A 16,190-nucleotide genomic window follows, 5' to 3' on the forward strand; every position below is an offset into this window, starting at 1 on the left:
GACGCGATGACCGATCAGCCGGTGGCGAATCAGTCCGTGGCGAATCAGGCGGTGGCGAATCAGCCGGTGGCAGATCAGCCGCGCCACGGAACCGCATACGCGTCGGCCGCGCCGTCGACGACGCGGCGGGTGGTGAAGCCCACGCCGACCGACCTGATGGAGGACGCCGGCACCGGCCTTGACTACGGTACTCGTCCCGACCGCCTGCCCGGCTTCCTCACCCCCGTCGGCCGCTTCTTCATACGCAACCACGCGCCCACCCCCCGGCTGGACCCGGCAGCGTGGACGCTGCGGATCGAGGGCGACGGCGTACGGCGGGCCGTCTCCTATACCTACGACGACCTGTGGCGGCGCTTTCCGCTGACCTCTGTCGTACGCACACTGGAGTGCGCGGGCAACCGACGGAGGCTGCTCTGCGCGGAGCACGGATGCCGGTTCGAGGGCGTCTCATGGGGGCGTGGCGCGATCGGCACCGCCGAGTGGACCGGAGTCCGGCTGCGCGACCTGCTGAAAGCGGCCGGCCTCACCGACGACGCGTGCGAGGTCATGCCGGAAGGCCTCGACGAGGTACGCGCCCGCCGCCCGATGCCGGTGGCCAAGGCGTTGGCCTCCGACACCCTGCTCGCGCTCGCCATGAACGGCGAAGTGCTGCCGCCCGATCACGGCTACCCGGCCCGCGTCGTGGTCTCCGGCTGGCTCGGCGCCGCCAGCATCAAGTGGGTGGGCCGGATCGAGGTCGCCACCCGAGAGCTCCGTGTCCCGTGGAACACCGATGACTACGTCCTCGTCCCGGAGCGCCACACCCCCGATCAGTCGGCCGGCCACTCCGAGCCGGGCATCCCGATCACAAGTGTCCCGGTCGCGAGCCTGGTCGAACTGCCCTGGCCCGCCCGCCTGCCGCCGGGGCCGAACGTCGTCAGAGGGCGGGCTTTCGCCGGCGAGCACCTCATCGACGCGGTGCACTATCGCGTCGACGACGGCCCATGGCAGGCCGCCGAGATCGGGACGCGCCAGGAAACGGGCGCGTGGGTGCGCTGGCAGTTCCGTTGGGACGCCCAGCCGGGCGACCACGCGATCCGGGTCCGGGCCACCGACGACCGGGGGCGCACCCAGCCGGAACGCACCTCCTGGAACGCCCTCGGCTACTGCCAGCACTCGGTGCTGGCCCACCCCGTCCACATAGGCGAAGGGGTGGGCGATGGGGGACTCGTTGATCCGAATTCTCTTGATTAGCCGCCCCCGGCCCATATGCTCGCGGTAGGGAGTGTCTGACAAATGCTGCCCGCGCGCAGCAGGGCATGATTTGACAGACACGACCTGGGAGCAGATCTCGACCGACAGTGAGAGGAGACGGCGCTTGGCCGAGGACGCAGCGGTGCCCCCGGGCATCGACTCGCATATTCCGAACGCCGCCCGCATGTACAACTACTTTCTCGGAGGCAAGGACAACTTTCCAACGGACCGGGAGGCGGCCGAGCGCGTACTGACCCTCGCGCCCGAAGCCCGCGAACTGGCGCGGCAGAACCGTGCGTTCCTGCGCAGAGCCGTCCATCATCTCGTCGCCGAGGCCGGGATCCGGCAGTTCGTCGACATCGGCGCCGGCCTGCCGACGGAAGGCAACGTCCACGAGGTGGCGGCGGAGGTGGACCCCGGCACCCAGGTGGCCTACGTGGACAACGACCCCGTGGTGCTCACCCATGCCAGGGCCCTGCTGTCCAACGCGACCAACACCGTCGCCGTGCAGGGCGACCTTCGGGATCCGGAGGCCATCCTCGACAGCCCCGAGCTGAACTCCCTGATCGACTTCACCGAGCCTGTCGCGATCCTGCTGGTCGCCGTGCTGCACTTCGTCCCCGACGGCGACAAACCAGACGAACTCATCGGCCGGCTGCGCGACGCCGTACCACGTGGGAGCTATCTGGTGCTGTCGCACGTGACCGCCGAAGAGCGATCCGACACCGCACACCAGGCTGCCGACGTCTACCGGAACGCCAACATGAGCGTGACGCTCCGGAGCCGGGAGCGGATCCGGCGGATGTTCGACGGGTTCGAACTCATCGAGCCGGGTCTCGTACGAGAGGACGAGTGGCGCTCCGGCCCGGATGCCGCATTGGCCGGATCCGCCGGGCAGGCCACGCCCACCTGGTTCCTCTGCGGAGTGGGCCGCTCGATCTGAGCTCGATGCGCACACGTCACCGTCGGGCCCTGAATGCGTGATCGGCGGCGGGATCGTTGACGGGATCGTTGGCGGGGTCACCGCCTGCCCGGGAGCCGCCGGCCACCAGGTGGTCGTCGCCCCGACGCGTGGCGCCCTCGGACGCGGAGCGTGGGCCGTTTTCGGGGCCGGGAGCCGTCTGGGCCCGGGCGTTTTCCAGCTTCCGCTCCAGGTCGCGCTTCTCCGACGCCAGCCGGTCCAGGCGCTCGCGTTCAGATCGCCGCTCCTCGCGCAGCCGCCGATGCCGGGCCGTGGTACGGCGCATGCCCGCGCTGACGAGGGCCAGGCCGATCACGAACACGATCGCCGTGGCCGCGCCCGCGGCGAACGTCTCGAACGGGGTCAGGTTGAACGTCCGGTCCAGGACGGTGATCGGGATGGCGCCATCGGCGCCGTTCATCCAGAGTCCGATCACGGCCGCGGCGGCGACCAGGATGAGAAGAACACCCAGGAAGACCATTTCCCCTCTCCTCTCTCCTCCACACAGTGATGCGCTTCGTAGACGATGCGCTGGCGTGGACGATGCGCTTCGTGTACGCGGTCCGGCTGCCCCCAGCGCGCCCGATCATGTCCCGAGGTAAGAAGACCATCACCCGTCAAGCCCCTCCCCCACCCCCCTCCTCGTGATCTTGCACTTTCTCGCATACCCGCCCGGCTGCCTGGGCGTACACCCTTCATGATCTTGCACTACACGACCACGGAGCTGGACGCGCCCAGAGGCCCGCGACATCGGAGTGCATTTGACAATCATTTTCATTTGCGTCACGATTCGGCGGTAGCTCCCCTCAACTACGGCAAACTGCGTGAGGAACCGTCGTGCTGTCGCTGCTGGCCCGATCACCGGCCCGATCGCTGTCCGCGGTGCTCCTCGTGCTCTTCGTGGTGCTCTTCGTGACCGCCTGCGGCGGCGGTGCGGGCACCTCGTCGTTCAGTCAGGTCGACGTGCTGAAGGTCGTGGCGACGACCACCGAGGTCGCCGACTTCGCCCGCAATGTGGGTGGCGACAAGGTGGAGGTCCATCAGATCCTCAAGTCGAACGTCGACCCGCACGACTATGAGCCGTCCCCACTGGATCTCCAGGCCATCGCCGAGGCCGACGTCGTCGTGAAGAACGGCGTGGGCCTGGAGAAGTGGCTGGACCCGGTCATCGCCTCGGCCGGGTTCGAGGGCGCCGTGGTGGACGCCAGCAGCGGCGTGTCCATCCGCAAGGGCGGCGGCTCGGCGGAGGACGCGGAGGGCGACCCGCACATCTGGCACAACCCCATGAACGTCAAGACCATGACCGCCAACATCGAGAAGGCGTTCGCGGCGGCCGACCCGGCTGACGCGGCCGCCTATCGGGCCAACCTTGCCGCCTACACCGTTAAGATCGACGCGCTGGACGCGGAGATCGCCGAGAAGATCGAGACGATCCCCGCGGACAGACGCAAGCTGGTGACCAACCATGACGCCTTCGGCTACTACATCGAGCGGTACAAGCTGTCCTTCGTCGGGTCGATCATCCCCAGCTTCGACACCTCCGCAGAGCTGTCCGGCAGACAGATCTCCGATCTGGTCGTCAAGATCAGGGACGCGGGGGTGACCGCGGTCTTCTCCGAGGCGTCGCTGCCTCCGAAGACGGCGGACGCCATCGGGCGGGAGGCCGGCGTGAAGGTCGTGGCCGGCGAGGACTCGCTGTACGGCGACACGCTCGGCCCCGCAGAGTCCGCCGGGGCGACCTACCTGCAGATGGAAGCACACAACACGGACACCATCGTCAACGCGTTGAAGGATCCGGCGGGATGATCGAGGAAACCACTACCGGGCAGATCGCGACAGAACAGCCGGGCCGTACGGCTGCGCTCGTGCTCGACCGGGCCAGCGTCGCCTACGGGGACGTCCCCGCGCTCGAGGAGCTGGACGGGGTCGTCCACCCCGGCGAGGCGGTGGCGCTGATCGGCCCGAACGGCGCCGGCAAGTCCACGCTGATCAAGGCGCTCCTGGGCCTGGTCCCGGTGGTGCGCGGCAGGATCGAGGTGCTCGGTACGACTCCGGCCCGGGCGCGGCGCCAGGTGGCGTACGTGCCGCAGGCCGACACGCTCGACCCGGACTTCCCGGTCTCGGTCGAGCAGGTCGTGATGATGGGCCGGTACCGGAAGATCGGGTGGCTGCGCCGTCCCTCCGCCGCCGACCGCGCCGAGGTGGCCGCCGCCCTGGAACAGGTCGGGCTGGCCCGCCGGGCCCGTGACAGGTTCGGCACGCTGTCCGGCGGCCAGCGCCAGCGCGTCCTGCTCGCCCGTGCGATCGCCGCCCGTCCCCGGCTGCTGCTGCTCGATGAGCCGTTCAACGGCGTCGACGCGGTCAGCCAGCATGCCCTGCTGGAGGCGATGGCCGCGCTCAAGGAGCAGGGCGCCGCCGTCGTCGTCAGCACCCACGACCTGGCCATCGCGCACCTGGCTTGTGAAGAGGTGTGCCTGCTCAACAAGCATCAGTACGGCTTCGGCCCGACCGAGTCGGTGCTCACCCCGGAGCGACTGCGCGCGACGTACGGCGGGCAGGCGCTGGAGTTGCGGGGTGACCGAGTGATCGTGACGCGCACATGAGCGCCGGTTTTCTGAGTGGCCTGTTCGAGCCGTTCCACCTGCCGTTCATGGCCCGGGCGCTGGCCGAACTGGTCATCCTCGGTGCGCTCGCCGGCACGGTCGGGGTGCTGGTCCTGCTCCGCCGCCTCGCGTTCGTCACCGACACCCTCACCCACACCGTCTTCCCCGGCGTGGTGATCGGTTACATCCTGGCCGGAGACGGCGGCGTCTTCTGGGGCGCACTGGGCGCGGGAGCCGTCACGGCCGTGCTTCTCACGCTTTTCACCCACCGGCGCCGGGTGAGCGAGGACGCCGCACTGGCCATGCTGCTCACCACGCTGTTCGCGGTCGGGGTGGTGCTGGTCTCACGGCGCAGCGGCTACACCTCCGATCTGACCGCGTTCCTGTTCGGCCGGGTGCTCACGGTCACCGGGGAACAACTCGTGCAGACCGGCGTGGTGACCGTACTGGTGGTGGCGCTGCTGGCCGTGCTGCGACGGCCGCTGACGCTGCGCACGTTCGACCCCGAGGGCGCGCGGGCCGCCGGCGTCAGCGTCGGCCTGCTCGACCTGGTCCTGAACGCCGCGATCGCGCTGGTGGTCGTGGCCGCGGTGCGCGCGGTCGGCACGATCCTGGTGATCGCACTGCTGATCGTGCCGGCCGCCGCCGCCCGCACGCTGTCCGACCGGCTCGCGGTCATCGTGCCGCTCGCCTGCCTCATCGGCGCGGCCGGCGGCTGGCTCGGGCTCGCCGTCAGCTACGAGGCCGCCGTCCACCACGACCTGCGGCTCGCCGCCGGCGGCACCGTCGTGCTGGTCCTCGTCGCGATGTACGGCCTGGCGTCCGCCGCCGGGTTCGTACGACGCAGGCGGGCCCTGTCGCGGGTCTCCCACGAGGTCGTACGAGAGGTCGAACCGGCATGAACTGGCTTGACGCGGGTTTGTTCGACACCACCTGGTTCGACTCGACCATCCACCGGGCCATGTTCGAGGCGGCCCTGGTCGGCGCGCTGGGCGGCCTGGTCGGGGTCCTGGTGGTCGTACGGCGGCTGCCGTTCTTCACGATGGCGCTGACCCATGCGACCTTCCCCGGGATCGTCGTCGCCGCGCTGCTGGGGATCGACCTCTACCTCGGCGGAGGGCTGTTCGGCCTGCTGGTCGTCCTCGCGGTCGTCGCGTTCTCCCGGATGCGCGGCCAGGATCTCACCGCGGCGACCGGCATAGCGCTGTCCGGCGGATTCGCCCTCGGCGTCGTGCTCGTGTCCGCCCAGGACGGGTTCTCGAAGAACCTGACGCACTACACGGTCGGCGACATCCTGGCGGTGAGCACCGCGGATCTCACCGTCACCCTGATCGTGGCCGTCGCGGTGGTGCTCGTGCTGGCCGCGCTCGGCAAGGAACTGCTGTTCTCCGCGTTCGACCCCGTCGGGGCGTCGGCCGCCGGGCTGCCCACGGTGCTGCTGGATCTCGCCCTGCTCGCCGTCATCGAGGTCACGGTCGTGGTGACCGTGCCCGCGCTCGGCGCCATCCTGGCCGTCGCCCTACTTGTGGGCCCGGCCGCGACCGCGCGGCTGCTCACCGACCGGCTGGCGCTGCTCTTCCCGATCTCGGCCGTGATCGGCATCGGCTGTGGCCTGGCCGGAGTTTGGCTTTCCACCCGGTTGGACATCGCGGCCGGAGCGTCCATCGCGCTGCTCGTCGGCGCCGTGTTCGGGCTCGCCTTCCTCGGCTCAGCCGTACGCGCCCGGCTGAAGCTCCCGGCCGCGGCCCGTCACCCGATCGCCCTGGAAGCCGTCAAAGACGGAACTGCTCCGCTGTGACACGATCCGGTCCTTGGCTCAGTCCTCGCCGGGCGAACCGGTCGGCAGGGTGGCCCGGGTCGCCGGGCGGCCGGCGGCGCGGGCGAGGCCGGCGAAGGTGACCGCGTTCCGTACGGCCGCGCCGCCGGGATCGTTGTTGAAATAGACGTAGGCGTCCGGGACGTCGCCCAGCCGGTCGAGCCGGCTCCGCAGCGCACGGGACCCGTAGCTCGGCCACGGCCGGGCGGCGCCCTCGTGAAACCGCAGGTACGCCCAGTCCGCCGTACGCCACAGGGGACCGTCCGGCCGACCCAGGTGATCGGCCCAGCACAGGGCGGCACCGGCCGCGGCGAGCACGTCGCGGATCTCCTCGGTCCACCACGAGGCGTGTCGCGGCTCGACCGCGATCCGGACACCGGCCGGGAACCGGGCCAGGCAGTGCCTGAGACGTTCGGCGTCGACGTGCAGCGTCGGCGGCAGCTGCAGCAGGATCGGGCCGAGTTTGCGGCCGAGACCGGCCGCGACCCCCATCAGGCGCTCGACCGGCTCCTCCGGGTCCTTCAACCGTTTGATGTGGGTGAGGAAACGGCTGGCCTTGACCGCCATCACGAAGTCGTCGGGCGTCCGGTCCCGCCATGCCTCGAACGTCTCCAGCTTCGGCAGCCGATAGAACGCGTTGTTGTTCTCGACCGTGGCGAACGCCTCGCCGTACCGTTCCAGCCAGAGCCGCTGCGGCACCCCCGAGTAGAGCACGTCACGCCAGTCGGCGTACTGCCACCCCGATGTCCCGACGAACACGGGCATGTCGTTCCCCTACCCGGCTCACCTCCTTGATACCGCGGGCTCAGGAGGCCTCGAACGCGTGGGCGACCGCGGTCCGGGTCTCATCCATCGACGCCCGGCCGATCTCGTGGGCGATCGAGGTCATCTCGACGTCCGGCATGCCGCACGGGATCGCGAGGTCCCACGGCGTCAGGTCGCCGTCGACGTTGAGGGCGAAGCCGTGGCTGGTGACCGACCGGCTGGCGCGCATGCCGATGGACACGATCTTCCGTCCGGTGCCCCGGGTCCAGACCCCGGTCAGCAACTCCGATCCGGGCGGCGTGTCCCGGCGCTCGGCCGCGACCCCGAGCTTGTCCAGCGCCTCGACCAGCCGCAGTTCCACCTCGCGGATGTAGTCCACGACGCCCTCGCCGGTCCGCAGCTTGACGATCAGGTAGCCGACGAGCTGGCCGGGACCGTGATAGGTGAGCTGCCCGCCGCGGCCGGTGGTCACGACGGGGATGCCGTGCGTCGGGTCGGGCAGGTGCTCCGTCAGGGTGCGCTTGCCGATCGTGAAGACCGCCGGGTGGCTGAGCAGCCACAGCGTGTCGGGCCGCTCGTCTTCCTGCCGTTCGCCTACCAGCGCGGCCATGCGTTCCATGGCCTTGTCGTAGTCGACCAGGTCGTCCTGGACCAGCGCCAGGGGCCGTTCCTGCATAGTCATGTCACCTCTCCGGATGCGAGCATATGCCGCCGACCGTGAGAGAGCTTCAGTAGTAGCCCGGTCGCTCCGGCTCCTTCGGGATCAGCACCCACATGATGAGGTAGATCACGAACTGTGGACCAGGCAGGATGCAGGAGAGCAGGAAGAGCAGCCTGACCATCGTCGGCCGCATGCCGTACCGCTCCGCGATCCCGCCGCAGACACCTGCGATGATCTTGTATCGTCTCGATCGGTACATCACCGAACCTCCTTCGTCACCCGTCCACCATCACCTGGTCAAACGGGCCGCCGTCAACTCCCGGTTCCACCGGCGACCCTGAGATAACCCCGAGAAGACCCTGATCCGGCGTTCAAATGGTGATCTCCCGACGGATCAGGGCATATAGGGGAAGTCGGATCCGGCGATGGAGATTCCCATGGACATCTCGGCACTGCAGGGGCAGACCAGGCTGCTGCTGCGACAGAAGATCACCGTGATGGTGAACCGGTACGTCGTCCATGTGGCCGGACCCGGCGGCTCGGAAGGACCGGTCGTGGCCTTCGCCGAGCAGAAACGGATGGCGCTAAAGGAGCAGGTGACGCTCTACACCGACGAGTCCCGCGGGCAGGTGCTCGCCGGTTTCAAGGCCCGCAAAGTGATCGACCTGGCCGGCGGGTACGACGTGGTCGACGAGGCGGGCAGGCCCCTCGGCATGTTCCGCAAGGATTTCGGGCGGTCGCTGATGCGCTCGACCTGGCATCTCCAGCAGCCCGGCCTGCCCACGCTCAAGGGTCACGAGCGCAATCTGCCGGTGGCGCTGCTGCGCCGGTCCTCCGACTCGCTGTCGTGGCTGCCGTACCACTTCGACTTCAGCATCGGCGCCTCGATCGCGTTCTCGGTCGACCGCCGGTGGGGCCTTCGTGACCGCTATCTGATCGAAGTCCACGATCCCCGCCTCGACCGCCGACTGGTCATCGCGATGGCCGTGGCCCTGGACGCGCTGCAGGCCCGCTAGATCACGCTAGATCCTTGCCCCGTGATCACACACCCCACCCCCCGGCCCGTGATCTTGCGAATACTCGCACATCGGGCCTTGACCAGGCATTTCACGTTCGCGATCTTGCAGTTCCTCGCAGACATGCGCTCCCACGTCCGGCCATATGGGGATCACCGGGCGTGCCCTATCGGTCTCGAGCCGCGCATCCCTCCTCGGTCGCGCCCTCGGGCTCCTCGGCCGCCATCTCTGAATCGTTGACAGGATGCTGAACGCGATTTAGCCTGAATCCAGTTCAGCATGCTGATGGAAGTTCAGGGAAGTACGGATATGAGTGCGCAGTCCCAACCCAGACGGAGACGGTCGTCCGACGACCGCGACCGCACCGCGCGGGCGCGGATCCGAGACGCCGCGATCGAACGGTTCGCAGACAAGGGCGTGGCGGCCACCAACCTGAAGGACATCGCCGCCGACGCGGGAGTCTCGACACCGCTCGTCATCCACCACTTCGGCTCGAAAGACGGGCTTCGGGTCGCCTGCGATGAGCACGTCGCTTCGCTGATCAAGGAACAGAAGACCAAGGCGATGGCGGCCAGCAGGGGTTTCGACCCGTTCCAGGCGGTCCGGGAGGCGTACGAAGGCACCCCGATCATCAGGTATCTCGCGAAGACGATCGTGGACGGTTCTCCCCACGTGGACGAACTCCTCGACGAAATGATCGAGGACGCGCTGGTCTACATGGCCGAGGGCGTCGAGAACGGAATCCTCAAACCGGCCGAGAACCCCCGGGAGCAGGCGATCGCCCTCATGCTGTGGCAGTTGGGCGCGCTCGCCATGCACGAGCAGGTCAAGCGGCTGCTGGGCATCGACCTGATCGACAACACCGCCGGTTCCACGCTCAGGTGGGCGCGGATCAACTTCGACATCCTCGCCAAGGGCGTCATCACCGATGAGTTCTACGAGAAGTGGCGGGACGCCATGAAGGCCGCCGAACAGTAGAGCGAATAACCACAAAAAAGGCACAGGCACAGACCGGGAAACGACATGACCACTGCCATCGCCATCTCCGGGCTCGTCAAGACCTTCGGGTCGACGCGGGCCCTCGACGGGCTCGACCTCACCGTGAACGAGGGAGAGGTGCACGGCTTCCTGGGGCCGAACGGCGCCGGGAAGTCCACGACCATCAGGGTCCTGCTGGGCATCCTGCGGGCGGATTCGGGCTCGGTCACCATGCTGGGCGGTGATCCGTGGGCCGACGCGGTGGCGCTGCATCCGCGCCTGGCGTACGTGCCCGGCGATGTCGAGCTGTGGCCGGGCCTCACCGGCGGTGAGGCCATCGACCTGCTCGGCAGGCTGCGCGGCGGACTGGACAGGCGACGCCGCGACGAGCTGATCGAGCGGTTCGACCTCGACCCGTCGAAGAAGGGCCGTACGTACTCCAAAGGCAACCGGCAGAAGGTCGCCATCGTGGCCGCGCTCGCGTCCGACGCCGAGCTGCTGCTGCTCGACGAGCCGACGGCCGGCCTCGACCCGTTGATGGAGGTCGTGTTCCAGGACGTGATCGGCGAGGCCAAGGCGGCGGGCCGTACGGTCCTGCTGTCCAGCCACATCCTCGCCCAGGTCGAGAAGCTCGCCGACCGGGTCGGCATCATCCGGCTGGGCAAGATCGTGCAGTCCGGAACGTTGGCCGAGATGCGGCACCTCACCCGTACGACCATCGAGGCCGACACCGCCGGCCCGGTGACCGGCCTGGAGCGACTGCCCGGCGTGCACGACGCCGAGGTCGGCGACGGCCGTGTGCGGTTCGCGGTGGACGGCGCCCACCTCGACGGCGCGATCAGGCACCTCAGCGGGTTCGGCATCCGGGCGCTCACCAGCCATCCGCCGACGCTCGAAGAGCTCATGCTCCGGCACTACGGCGACGAACTCGCCGCCGAACACGCCGCCGAACACCAGGGAACCCGTCAGGCGGTGCGGAAATGACCGCGACCGCCACGCCCGCCGTGGGCCGTACGACCGAACGGGCCGGCGGAGGCGCCCTGGCCGGAACGGGCGTCCTCCTGCGGTTCGACCTCCGGCGCGACCGCGTCCGCATCCCGGTATGGCTCGCGGCCCTGACCCTCGGCACCCTGTGGGTGGCGGCCGCCTTCCCGCAGCTGTACCCGACCGCCACCGAGCGGCAGGCCGCGGCCGCCACCATGAACAGCCCCGCCGGGCTAGCGTTCACCGGGCCCGCCCACTACCTGACCGACTACCACTACGGCTCGATGCTGAGCCACCAGATGCTCGGCTTCATGGTGATCATGGTCGGGATCATGAGTGTGCTCATGGTGGCCCGGCACACCCGGACCGAAGAGGAGACCGGGCGGGCCGAGCTCGTCCGGGCGGCCGTGGTGGGGCGGCACGCTCAGCTCGCCGCGGCGCTGATCCTGACCGTCGCGGTGAACATCGCCCTAGCGCTGTTGCTCACCTTGAGCCTGGGTTCGCTCGGGATCGGCGGAGTGACCTGGGCGGGGTCGCTGCTGTACGGCGCGGCACACGCGGCGGCCGGCATCACGTTCGCCGGGGTCGCCGCGGTGACCGTCCAGATCACCGAGCACTCCCGGGGCGCGTCCGGCATGGGACTCGCCGTCGTGGGGGCGGCCTACCTCGTCCGGGCGGCCGGGGACTCTGCGGCCGGGGACTCGGCGGGCAGCGGCCTGTCGTGGGCCTCGCCGATCGGCTGGGCGCAGCAGACGTTCGCCTACCTCGACAATCACTGGTGGCCGCTGCTGCTGAACCTGGCCGCGGCCGCGGCGCTGGCCGCGCTCGGGTTCGCGCTCAGCACCCGCCGCGACCTCGGGGCCGGACTGCGGGCGGCCCGGCGCGGACGGCCGGAAGCCTCTGGCCTGCTCACCACGCCACTCGGGTTCGCCCTCCGGCTGCACCGGGGCATGCTGATCGGGTTCGCCATCGGCATGTTGGTGCTCGGGATGTCGTACGGGCCGTTCCTCGGTGACGTCGAAACGAGGCTCCAGGACGTCGAGGTGTTGAAGGAGGCGCTGGCTCAGCTGGGCGGGGCCACGTTCGTGGACTCGTTCATCGCCATGATCATGACATTGCTCGCGGTCGTCGCGGCGATCTACGTGGTGATCGCGACGCTGCGGCCGCGGTCGGAGGAGAGCTCCGGCCGGGCCGAGCCGGTGCTGGCGACCGGGCTCTCCCGAGCCGGCTGGCTCGGCAGCCATCTCGCGGTGGCGCTGGTCGGCGGACCGGTGATGATCCTGCTCGCCGGTCTGGCGCTCGCCGCGGCCGGGGCGCCCACCGTGGACGAGAGCGGCCTGTTCTGGGAGATCGTCGCGGCCGCCGCGGCCTACATCCCGGCGCTGTGGGTGACGGCCGGTCTCGCGGTCGCCCTCGTGGGATGGTTTCCCCGGGCGAGCGCGCTGGCCTGGCTGGTCGTGGTGTACGCCGGCGTGGTCGGGTATTTCGGGACGATCCTGCGGTTCCCGGGCTGGATGAGCGACCTGTCGCCGTTCGGCCACATCCCGCGGATCCCGGTCGAGGGCTTCAGCTGGACTCCGCTGCTGATCCTGACCGCGATCGCGGCCGGACTCATCGCCCTCGGGCTGTACGGCTTCCGCCGGCGCGATCTCGAGACCAAGTGACCGCGCAGGGCCTCCTCGGACATCGCGGGGACACCCCCACGACGCCCGAGGACGCCGGAGGATCAGGTGCCGATGGGATGCCAGACGGTCTTGGTCTCGAGGAAGGCCGCCATCCGCTCGGTCCCCGGGTCGGCCGGCCAGTCGACCGGGCCGGCCGGCGGGCGCAGCACCCGCTTGAGGTTCTCCGCGGCCAGGTCCTCGCAGGTCACAGCGAGCTCCGGGGTGGCACCGGTGAGGTCGATCGCGTTGACGTCCATGTGGCCGGCGAGCCACGGCGCGATCTCCCCCTGGTGCCCGGTCAGGATGTTGACAACGCCGCCCGGCAGATCGGAGGTGGCCAGCACCTCGGCCAGCGTGATCGACGGCAGCGGGGCACGCTCGGAGGCGACCACCACGCACGTGTTGCCCGTCACGATCACCGGGGCGATCACGCTGACCAGCCCGAGCAGCGGCCCCATCGGCGGCGCCAGGACCGCGACCACCCCGGTCGGCTCGGGGCTCGACAGGTTGAAGTACGGCCCGGCGACCGGGTTGGCCGACCCGAGGACCGCGCCGATCTTGTCGGACCAGCCCGCGTACCACACCAGCCGGTCGATCGCGGCGTCCACCAGCTCGCCGGCCTTCTTCGCCCCGACCCCGTCGGCCTGCACGACCTCGGCCACGAACTGCGCCCGGCGCCCTTCCAGCATCTCCGCGACGCGGTAGAGGATCTGCCCTCGGTTGTAGGCGGTGGCGCCCGACCAGCCGGGGAACGCCTTGCGGGCCGCGGCCACCGCGTCCCTGGCGTCCTTACGCGAGGCGCGGGCCGCGTTGGCCAGGAAGTCGCCCTTGGCCGAGGTCACGACATACGACCTTCCGCTCTCAGAACGCGGGAACGCGCCGCCGACGAACAGCTTGTACGTCTTGCGCACAACCAGGCGCTCACTCATCGATGGTTCCAATCCAGATAGGCCTCCAGCCCGTGCCGTCCGCCTTCGCGGCCGTAGCCGGACTCCTTGTAGCCGCCGAACGGCGAGGCGGGGTCGAACCGGTTGAACGTGTTGGACCACACGACGCCGGCCCGGAGCCGGGACGCCGTCCACAGCATGAGCGACCCCTTCTCCGTCCAGACGCCGGCGGACAGCCCGTACGGCGTGTTGTTGGCCTTCTCGACGGCCTCAGCCGGAGTACGGAACGTCAGCACCGACAGCACCGGGCCGAAGATCTCCTCCCGGGCGATGCGGTGCGACTGGGCGACGCCGGTGAAGACGGTCGGCGGGAACCAGAACCCCCGGTCCGGGAGCGGGCACGGCGGCGACCACCGCTCGGCGCCCTCCGACTCCCCCGCCGCCGACAGCTCCCGGATCTTGGCGAGCTGGGCCGCCGAGTTGATCGCGCCGATGTCGGTGTTCTTGTCGAGCGGATCGCCGAGCCTGAGCGTGGCCAGCCGCCGCTTCAGCGCCTCCAGCAGGTCGCCGGCGATCGACTCCTGGACGAGCAGCCGCGAACCGGCGCAGCACACGTGACCCTGGTTGAAGAAGATGCCGTTGACGATGCCCTCGACCGCCTGGTCCAGCGCGGCGTCCTCGAACACGATGTTGGCCGCCTTGCCGCCCAGCTCCAGGGTCAGCTTCTTGCGGGTCCCGGCCAGGGTCCTGGCGATCTTCCTGCCGACCTCGGTCGACCCGGTGAACGCCACCTTGTCGACACCGGGGTGGGCGACCAGCGCCGCTCCCGTCGCGCCCGCGCCGGTCACGATGTTGACCACGCCGGGCGGCAGATCCGCCTGCCGGCAGATCTCGGCGAACGCGAGCGCGGTCAGCGGGGTGGTCTCGGCCGGCTTGAGCACCACCGTGTTCCCGCAGGCGAGCGCGGGTGCGATCTTCCAGGCCAGCATGAGCAGCGGGAAGTTCCACGGGATGACCTGCCCGGCCACGCCGAGCGGCCGGGGGTCCACCCCGAGCCCTGCGTAGGCGAGCTTGTCGGCCCAGCCGGCGTAGTAGAAGAAGTGCGCCGCGACCAGCGGCAGGTCCACATCACGCGACTCCCGGATCGGCTTGCCGTTGTCCAGCGACTCCAGCACGGCCAGCTCCCGCGACCGTTCCTGGATGATCCTGGCGATCCGGAAGATGTACTTGGCCCGCTCGGCGCCCGGCAGCGCCGACCAGGTGGTGAACGCCGTGCGCGCGGCCTGGACCGCGCGGTCGACGTCGGCCTCGCTCGCCCAGCCGATCTCCGCCAGGACCTCCTCGGTCGCCGGGTTGATCGTCTTGTGGCGCTCCTCCCCCTGCGGCTCGACCCACTCGCCGTTGATGAACAGGCCGTACGACGGCCTGATGTCGACGATGTCCCGCGACTCCGGCGCGGGTGCGTACTCGAACATGATCAGTCCAGAGTGAAGTAGTCGGGGCCGGCGTATCGGCCGGTGGCCATCTTCTGACGCTGCATGAGCAGGTCGTTGAGCAGCGACGACGCGCCGAGCCGGAACAGGTCGGGGTCGAGCCAGTCCGGCCCGGCGGTCTCGTTGACCAGCACCAGGTACTTGATCGCGTCCTTGGTGGTGCGGATGCCGCCGGCCGGCTTCACGCCGATCTTCCGTCCGGTCCGCCGGGCGAAGTCCCGTACGGCCTCCAGCATGATCAGCGTCACGGGCAGCGTCGCGGCCGGAGACACCTTGCCGGTCGAGGTCTTGATGAAGTCCCCGCCCGCGACCATCGCGAGCCAGGACGCCCGCCGCACGTTGTCGTACGTCGCGAGCTCACCGGTCTCCAGGATCACCTTCAAATGGGCGCCGCCACAGGCGGCCTTGACGGTGGCGATCTCCTCGAAGACCTTGAGGTAGTCACCGGCCAGGAACGCGCCGCGGTCGATCACCATGTCGATCTCGCTCGCCCCGGCGGCGACCGCGAGCCCGGTCTCGGCCACCTTCACCTCAAGCGACGAGCGCCCGCTCGGGAACGCCGTCGCGACCGACGCCACCTTCACCCCCGAGCCCTCGACTGCCTGTACGGCCGTCGCGACGAGGTCGGGGTAGACGCAGACCGCGGCGGCGGACGGCACGGAAGGGTCGGCCGGGTCGGGCCGTACGGCCTTGGCGCACATCGCCCTGACCTTGCCGGGGGTGTCCGCGCCTTCGAGCGTGGTGAGGTCGACCATGCCGATGGCCAGATCGATGGCCTGCCGCTTGGCCGTGGTCTTGATGGATCGCGTGGCCAGCATCGCGGCCCGGGCATCGGCGCCCACCCGGTCGACCCCGGGCAGCCCGTGCAGGAACGCCCGCAACGACGCATTGGAGGTGGCGACCTCCGCGAACGGAGTAGTCAAAGTTGACACCACCCCAGCATCCCCGACCGGTCCGACAGATTCCAAACCCACCCGAGCCGAGATCCCACCTGGGATTTTGGCAGCTCTGGCCGTCAGTAGGGTCGGGACTACGCTCGTTTACGGCTGAGAAGCTGACGGCCTGTTCAGGTAGGTGAGAACGGCGAGGACCCGGCGGCCGTAGCTGTCGTCATCGGTGATGCCGAGCT

General features: G+C 69.7%; 17 protein-coding genes. 10 read left to right on the forward strand and 7 right to left on the reverse strand.

Features of this window, described 5'->3' with window-relative positions; all coding sequences use genetic code 11:
• Positions 1-66 precede the first annotated feature (66 nt).
• Together ACFHYQ_RS17355 and ACFHYQ_RS17360 are read left to right on the forward strand one after the other, a co-directional pair.
• Positions 67-1,233 (forward strand): sulfite oxidase, encoded by a 1,167-nt coding sequence (locus ACFHYQ_RS17355; RefSeq protein WP_394302193.1) that lies wholly within the window; start codon positions 67-69, stop codon positions 1,231-1,233.
• A 124-nt stretch (positions 1,234-1,357) separates the two neighbouring features.
• On the forward strand, positions 1,358-2,176 hold the full coding sequence (locus ACFHYQ_RS17360; RefSeq protein ID WP_394302194.1) for an SAM-dependent methyltransferase: 819 nt from the start codon (positions 1,358-1,360) through the stop codon (positions 2,174-2,176).
• A 16-nt stretch (positions 2,177-2,192) separates the two neighbouring features.
• Here the strand turns inward: ACFHYQ_RS17360 and ACFHYQ_RS17365 are convergent, their stop codons facing one another.
• Positions 2,193-2,675: a hypothetical protein gene (locus ACFHYQ_RS17365; protein WP_394302195.1), complete on the reverse strand. Its 483-nt coding sequence runs from the start codon at positions 2,673-2,675 to the stop codon at positions 2,193-2,195.
• A 356-nt stretch (positions 2,676-3,031) separates the two neighbouring features.
• Between ACFHYQ_RS17365 and ACFHYQ_RS17370 the strand changes: the two genes are divergently transcribed.
• From ACFHYQ_RS17370 to ACFHYQ_RS17385, 4 genes are read left to right on the forward strand one after another with little or no spacing between them, the layout of a single operon-like run.
• Positions 3,032-4,000 (forward strand): metal ABC transporter substrate-binding protein, encoded by a 969-nt coding sequence (locus tag ACFHYQ_RS17370; protein ID WP_394302196.1) that lies wholly within the window; start codon positions 3,032-3,034, stop codon positions 3,998-4,000.
• Positions 3,997-4,797, forward strand: a complete 801-nt coding sequence (locus tag ACFHYQ_RS17375; RefSeq protein ID WP_394302197.1) for a metal ABC transporter ATP-binding protein — start codon at positions 3,997-3,999, stop codon at positions 4,795-4,797. Before ACFHYQ_RS17370 ends, ACFHYQ_RS17375 begins: the two co-directional genes overlap by 4 nt.
• The gene (locus ACFHYQ_RS17380) at positions 4,794-5,699 is read left to right on the forward strand and encodes a metal ABC transporter permease (RefSeq protein WP_394302198.1); all 906 of its coding nucleotides are present in this window, start codon (positions 4,794-4,796) and stop codon (positions 5,697-5,699) included. The genes ACFHYQ_RS17375 and ACFHYQ_RS17380 overlap by 4 nt, the downstream gene beginning before the upstream one ends.
• A complete protein-coding gene (locus ACFHYQ_RS17385) occupies positions 5,696-6,595 on the forward strand; it encodes a metal ABC transporter permease (RefSeq protein WP_394302199.1) in 900 nt (299 codons plus the stop codon). Before ACFHYQ_RS17380 ends, ACFHYQ_RS17385 begins: the two co-directional genes overlap by 4 nt.
• Before the next feature lie 18 nt (positions 6,596-6,613).
• Here the strand turns inward: ACFHYQ_RS17385 and ACFHYQ_RS17390 are convergent, their stop codons facing one another.
• Genes ACFHYQ_RS17390 through ACFHYQ_RS17400 form a run of 3 tightly spaced genes read right to left on the reverse strand, consistent with a single transcriptional unit; the run spans position 6,614 to position 8,298 of the window.
• On the reverse strand, positions 6,614-7,378 hold the full coding sequence (locus tag ACFHYQ_RS17390; protein WP_394302200.1) for a DUF72 domain-containing protein: 765 nt from the start codon (positions 7,376-7,378) through the stop codon (positions 6,614-6,616).
• A 40-nt stretch (positions 7,379-7,418) separates the two neighbouring features.
• Positions 7,419-8,060, reverse strand: a complete 642-nt coding sequence (lipB, locus tag ACFHYQ_RS17395) for a lipoyl(octanoyl) transferase LipB (protein WP_394302201.1) — start codon at positions 8,058-8,060, stop codon at positions 7,419-7,421.
• A 46-nt stretch (positions 8,061-8,106) separates the two neighbouring features.
• The gene (locus ACFHYQ_RS17400) at positions 8,107-8,298 is read right to left on the reverse strand and encodes a PspC domain-containing protein (RefSeq protein WP_394302202.1); all 192 of its coding nucleotides are present in this window, start codon (positions 8,296-8,298) and stop codon (positions 8,107-8,109) included.
• Positions 8,299-8,464: 166 nt separating this feature from the next.
• On the opposite strand from ACFHYQ_RS17400, the gene ACFHYQ_RS17405 reads away from it, so the two are divergent.
• The 4 genes from ACFHYQ_RS17405 (at position 8,465) to ACFHYQ_RS17420 (ending at position 12,681) form a co-directional block, all read left to right on the forward strand.
• Positions 8,465-9,055 (forward strand): LURP-one-related family protein, encoded by a 591-nt coding sequence (locus ACFHYQ_RS17405; RefSeq protein ID WP_394302203.1) that lies wholly within the window; start codon positions 8,465-8,467, stop codon positions 9,053-9,055.
• 309 nt (positions 9,056-9,364) lie between these two features.
• On the forward strand, positions 9,365-10,033 hold the full coding sequence (locus tag ACFHYQ_RS17410; protein WP_394302204.1) for a TetR/AcrR family transcriptional regulator: 669 nt from the start codon (positions 9,365-9,367) through the stop codon (positions 10,031-10,033).
• A 45-nt stretch (positions 10,034-10,078) separates the two neighbouring features.
• On the forward strand, positions 10,079-11,017 hold the full coding sequence (locus tag ACFHYQ_RS17415) for an ABC transporter ATP-binding protein (RefSeq protein WP_394302205.1): 939 nt from the start codon (positions 10,079-10,081) through the stop codon (positions 11,015-11,017).
• The gene (locus ACFHYQ_RS17420; RefSeq protein ID WP_394302206.1) at positions 11,014-12,681 is read left to right on the forward strand and encodes an ABC transporter permease; all 1,668 of its coding nucleotides are present in this window, start codon (positions 11,014-11,016) and stop codon (positions 12,679-12,681) included. Before ACFHYQ_RS17415 ends, ACFHYQ_RS17420 begins: the two co-directional genes overlap by 4 nt.
• A gap of 62 nt (positions 12,682-12,743) precedes the next feature.
• On the opposite strand, the gene ACFHYQ_RS17425 is transcribed toward ACFHYQ_RS17420, so the two are convergent.
• From ACFHYQ_RS17425 to deoC, 3 genes are read right to left on the reverse strand one after another with little or no spacing between them, the layout of a single operon-like run.
• A complete protein-coding gene (locus tag ACFHYQ_RS17425) occupies positions 12,744-13,610 on the reverse strand; it encodes an aldehyde dehydrogenase family protein (protein WP_394302207.1) in 867 nt (288 codons plus the stop codon).
• Positions 13,607-15,046: an aldehyde dehydrogenase family protein gene (locus ACFHYQ_RS17430; protein WP_394302319.1), complete on the reverse strand. Its 1,440-nt coding sequence runs from the start codon at positions 15,044-15,046 to the stop codon at positions 13,607-13,609. The genes ACFHYQ_RS17425 and ACFHYQ_RS17430 overlap by 4 nt, the downstream gene beginning before the upstream one ends.
• The gene (deoC, locus tag ACFHYQ_RS17435; RefSeq protein ID WP_394302320.1) at positions 15,046-15,984 is read right to left on the reverse strand and encodes a deoxyribose-phosphate aldolase; all 939 of its coding nucleotides are present in this window, start codon (positions 15,982-15,984) and stop codon (positions 15,046-15,048) included. The genes ACFHYQ_RS17430 and deoC overlap by 1 nt, the downstream gene beginning before the upstream one ends.
• Between the last annotated feature and the right edge of the window lie 206 nt (positions 15,985-16,190).

The sequence above is a fragment of the Sphaerimonospora cavernae genome, from assembly GCF_042435035.1.
Lineage (GTDB): Bacteria > Actinomycetota > Actinomycetes > Streptosporangiales > Streptosporangiaceae > Sphaerimonospora > Sphaerimonospora cavernae.

Coding starts and splice junctions, on each gene's coding strand:
- ACFHYQ_RS17365 (WP_394302195.1), bottom strand. CDS start 2,675: ATGGTCTTCCTGGGTGTTCTTCTCATCCTGGTCGCCGCCGCGGCCGTG.
- ACFHYQ_RS17375 (WP_394302197.1), top strand. CDS start 3,997: ATGATCGAGGAAACCACTACCGGGCAGATCGCGACAGAACAGCCGGGC.
- ACFHYQ_RS17380 (WP_394302198.1), top strand. CDS start 4,794: ATGAGCGCCGGTTTTCTGAGTGGCCTGTTCGAGCCGTTCCACCTGCCG.
- ACFHYQ_RS17385 (WP_394302199.1), top strand. CDS start 5,696: ATGAACTGGCTTGACGCGGGTTTGTTCGACACCACCTGGTTCGACTCG.
- ACFHYQ_RS17390 (WP_394302200.1), bottom strand. CDS start 7,378: ATGCCCGTGTTCGTCGGGACATCGGGGTGGCAGTACGCCGACTGGCGT.
- lipB (WP_394302201.1), bottom strand. CDS start 8,060: ATGACTATGCAGGAACGGCCCCTGGCGCTGGTCCAGGACGACCTGGTC.
- ACFHYQ_RS17400 (WP_394302202.1), bottom strand. CDS start 8,298: ATGTACCGATCGAGACGATACAAGATCATCGCAGGTGTCTGCGGCGGG.
- ACFHYQ_RS17405 (WP_394302203.1), top strand. CDS start 8,465: ATGGAGATTCCCATGGACATCTCGGCACTGCAGGGGCAGACCAGGCTG.
- ACFHYQ_RS17410 (WP_394302204.1), top strand. CDS start 9,365: ATGAGTGCGCAGTCCCAACCCAGACGGAGACGGTCGTCCGACGACCGC.
- ACFHYQ_RS17415 (WP_394302205.1), top strand. CDS start 10,079: ATGACCACTGCCATCGCCATCTCCGGGCTCGTCAAGACCTTCGGGTCG.
- ACFHYQ_RS17420 (WP_394302206.1), top strand. CDS start 11,014: ATGACCGCGACCGCCACGCCCGCCGTGGGCCGTACGACCGAACGGGCC.
- ACFHYQ_RS17425 (WP_394302207.1), bottom strand. CDS start 13,610: ATGAGTGAGCGCCTGGTTGTGCGCAAGACGTACAAGCTGTTCGTCGGC.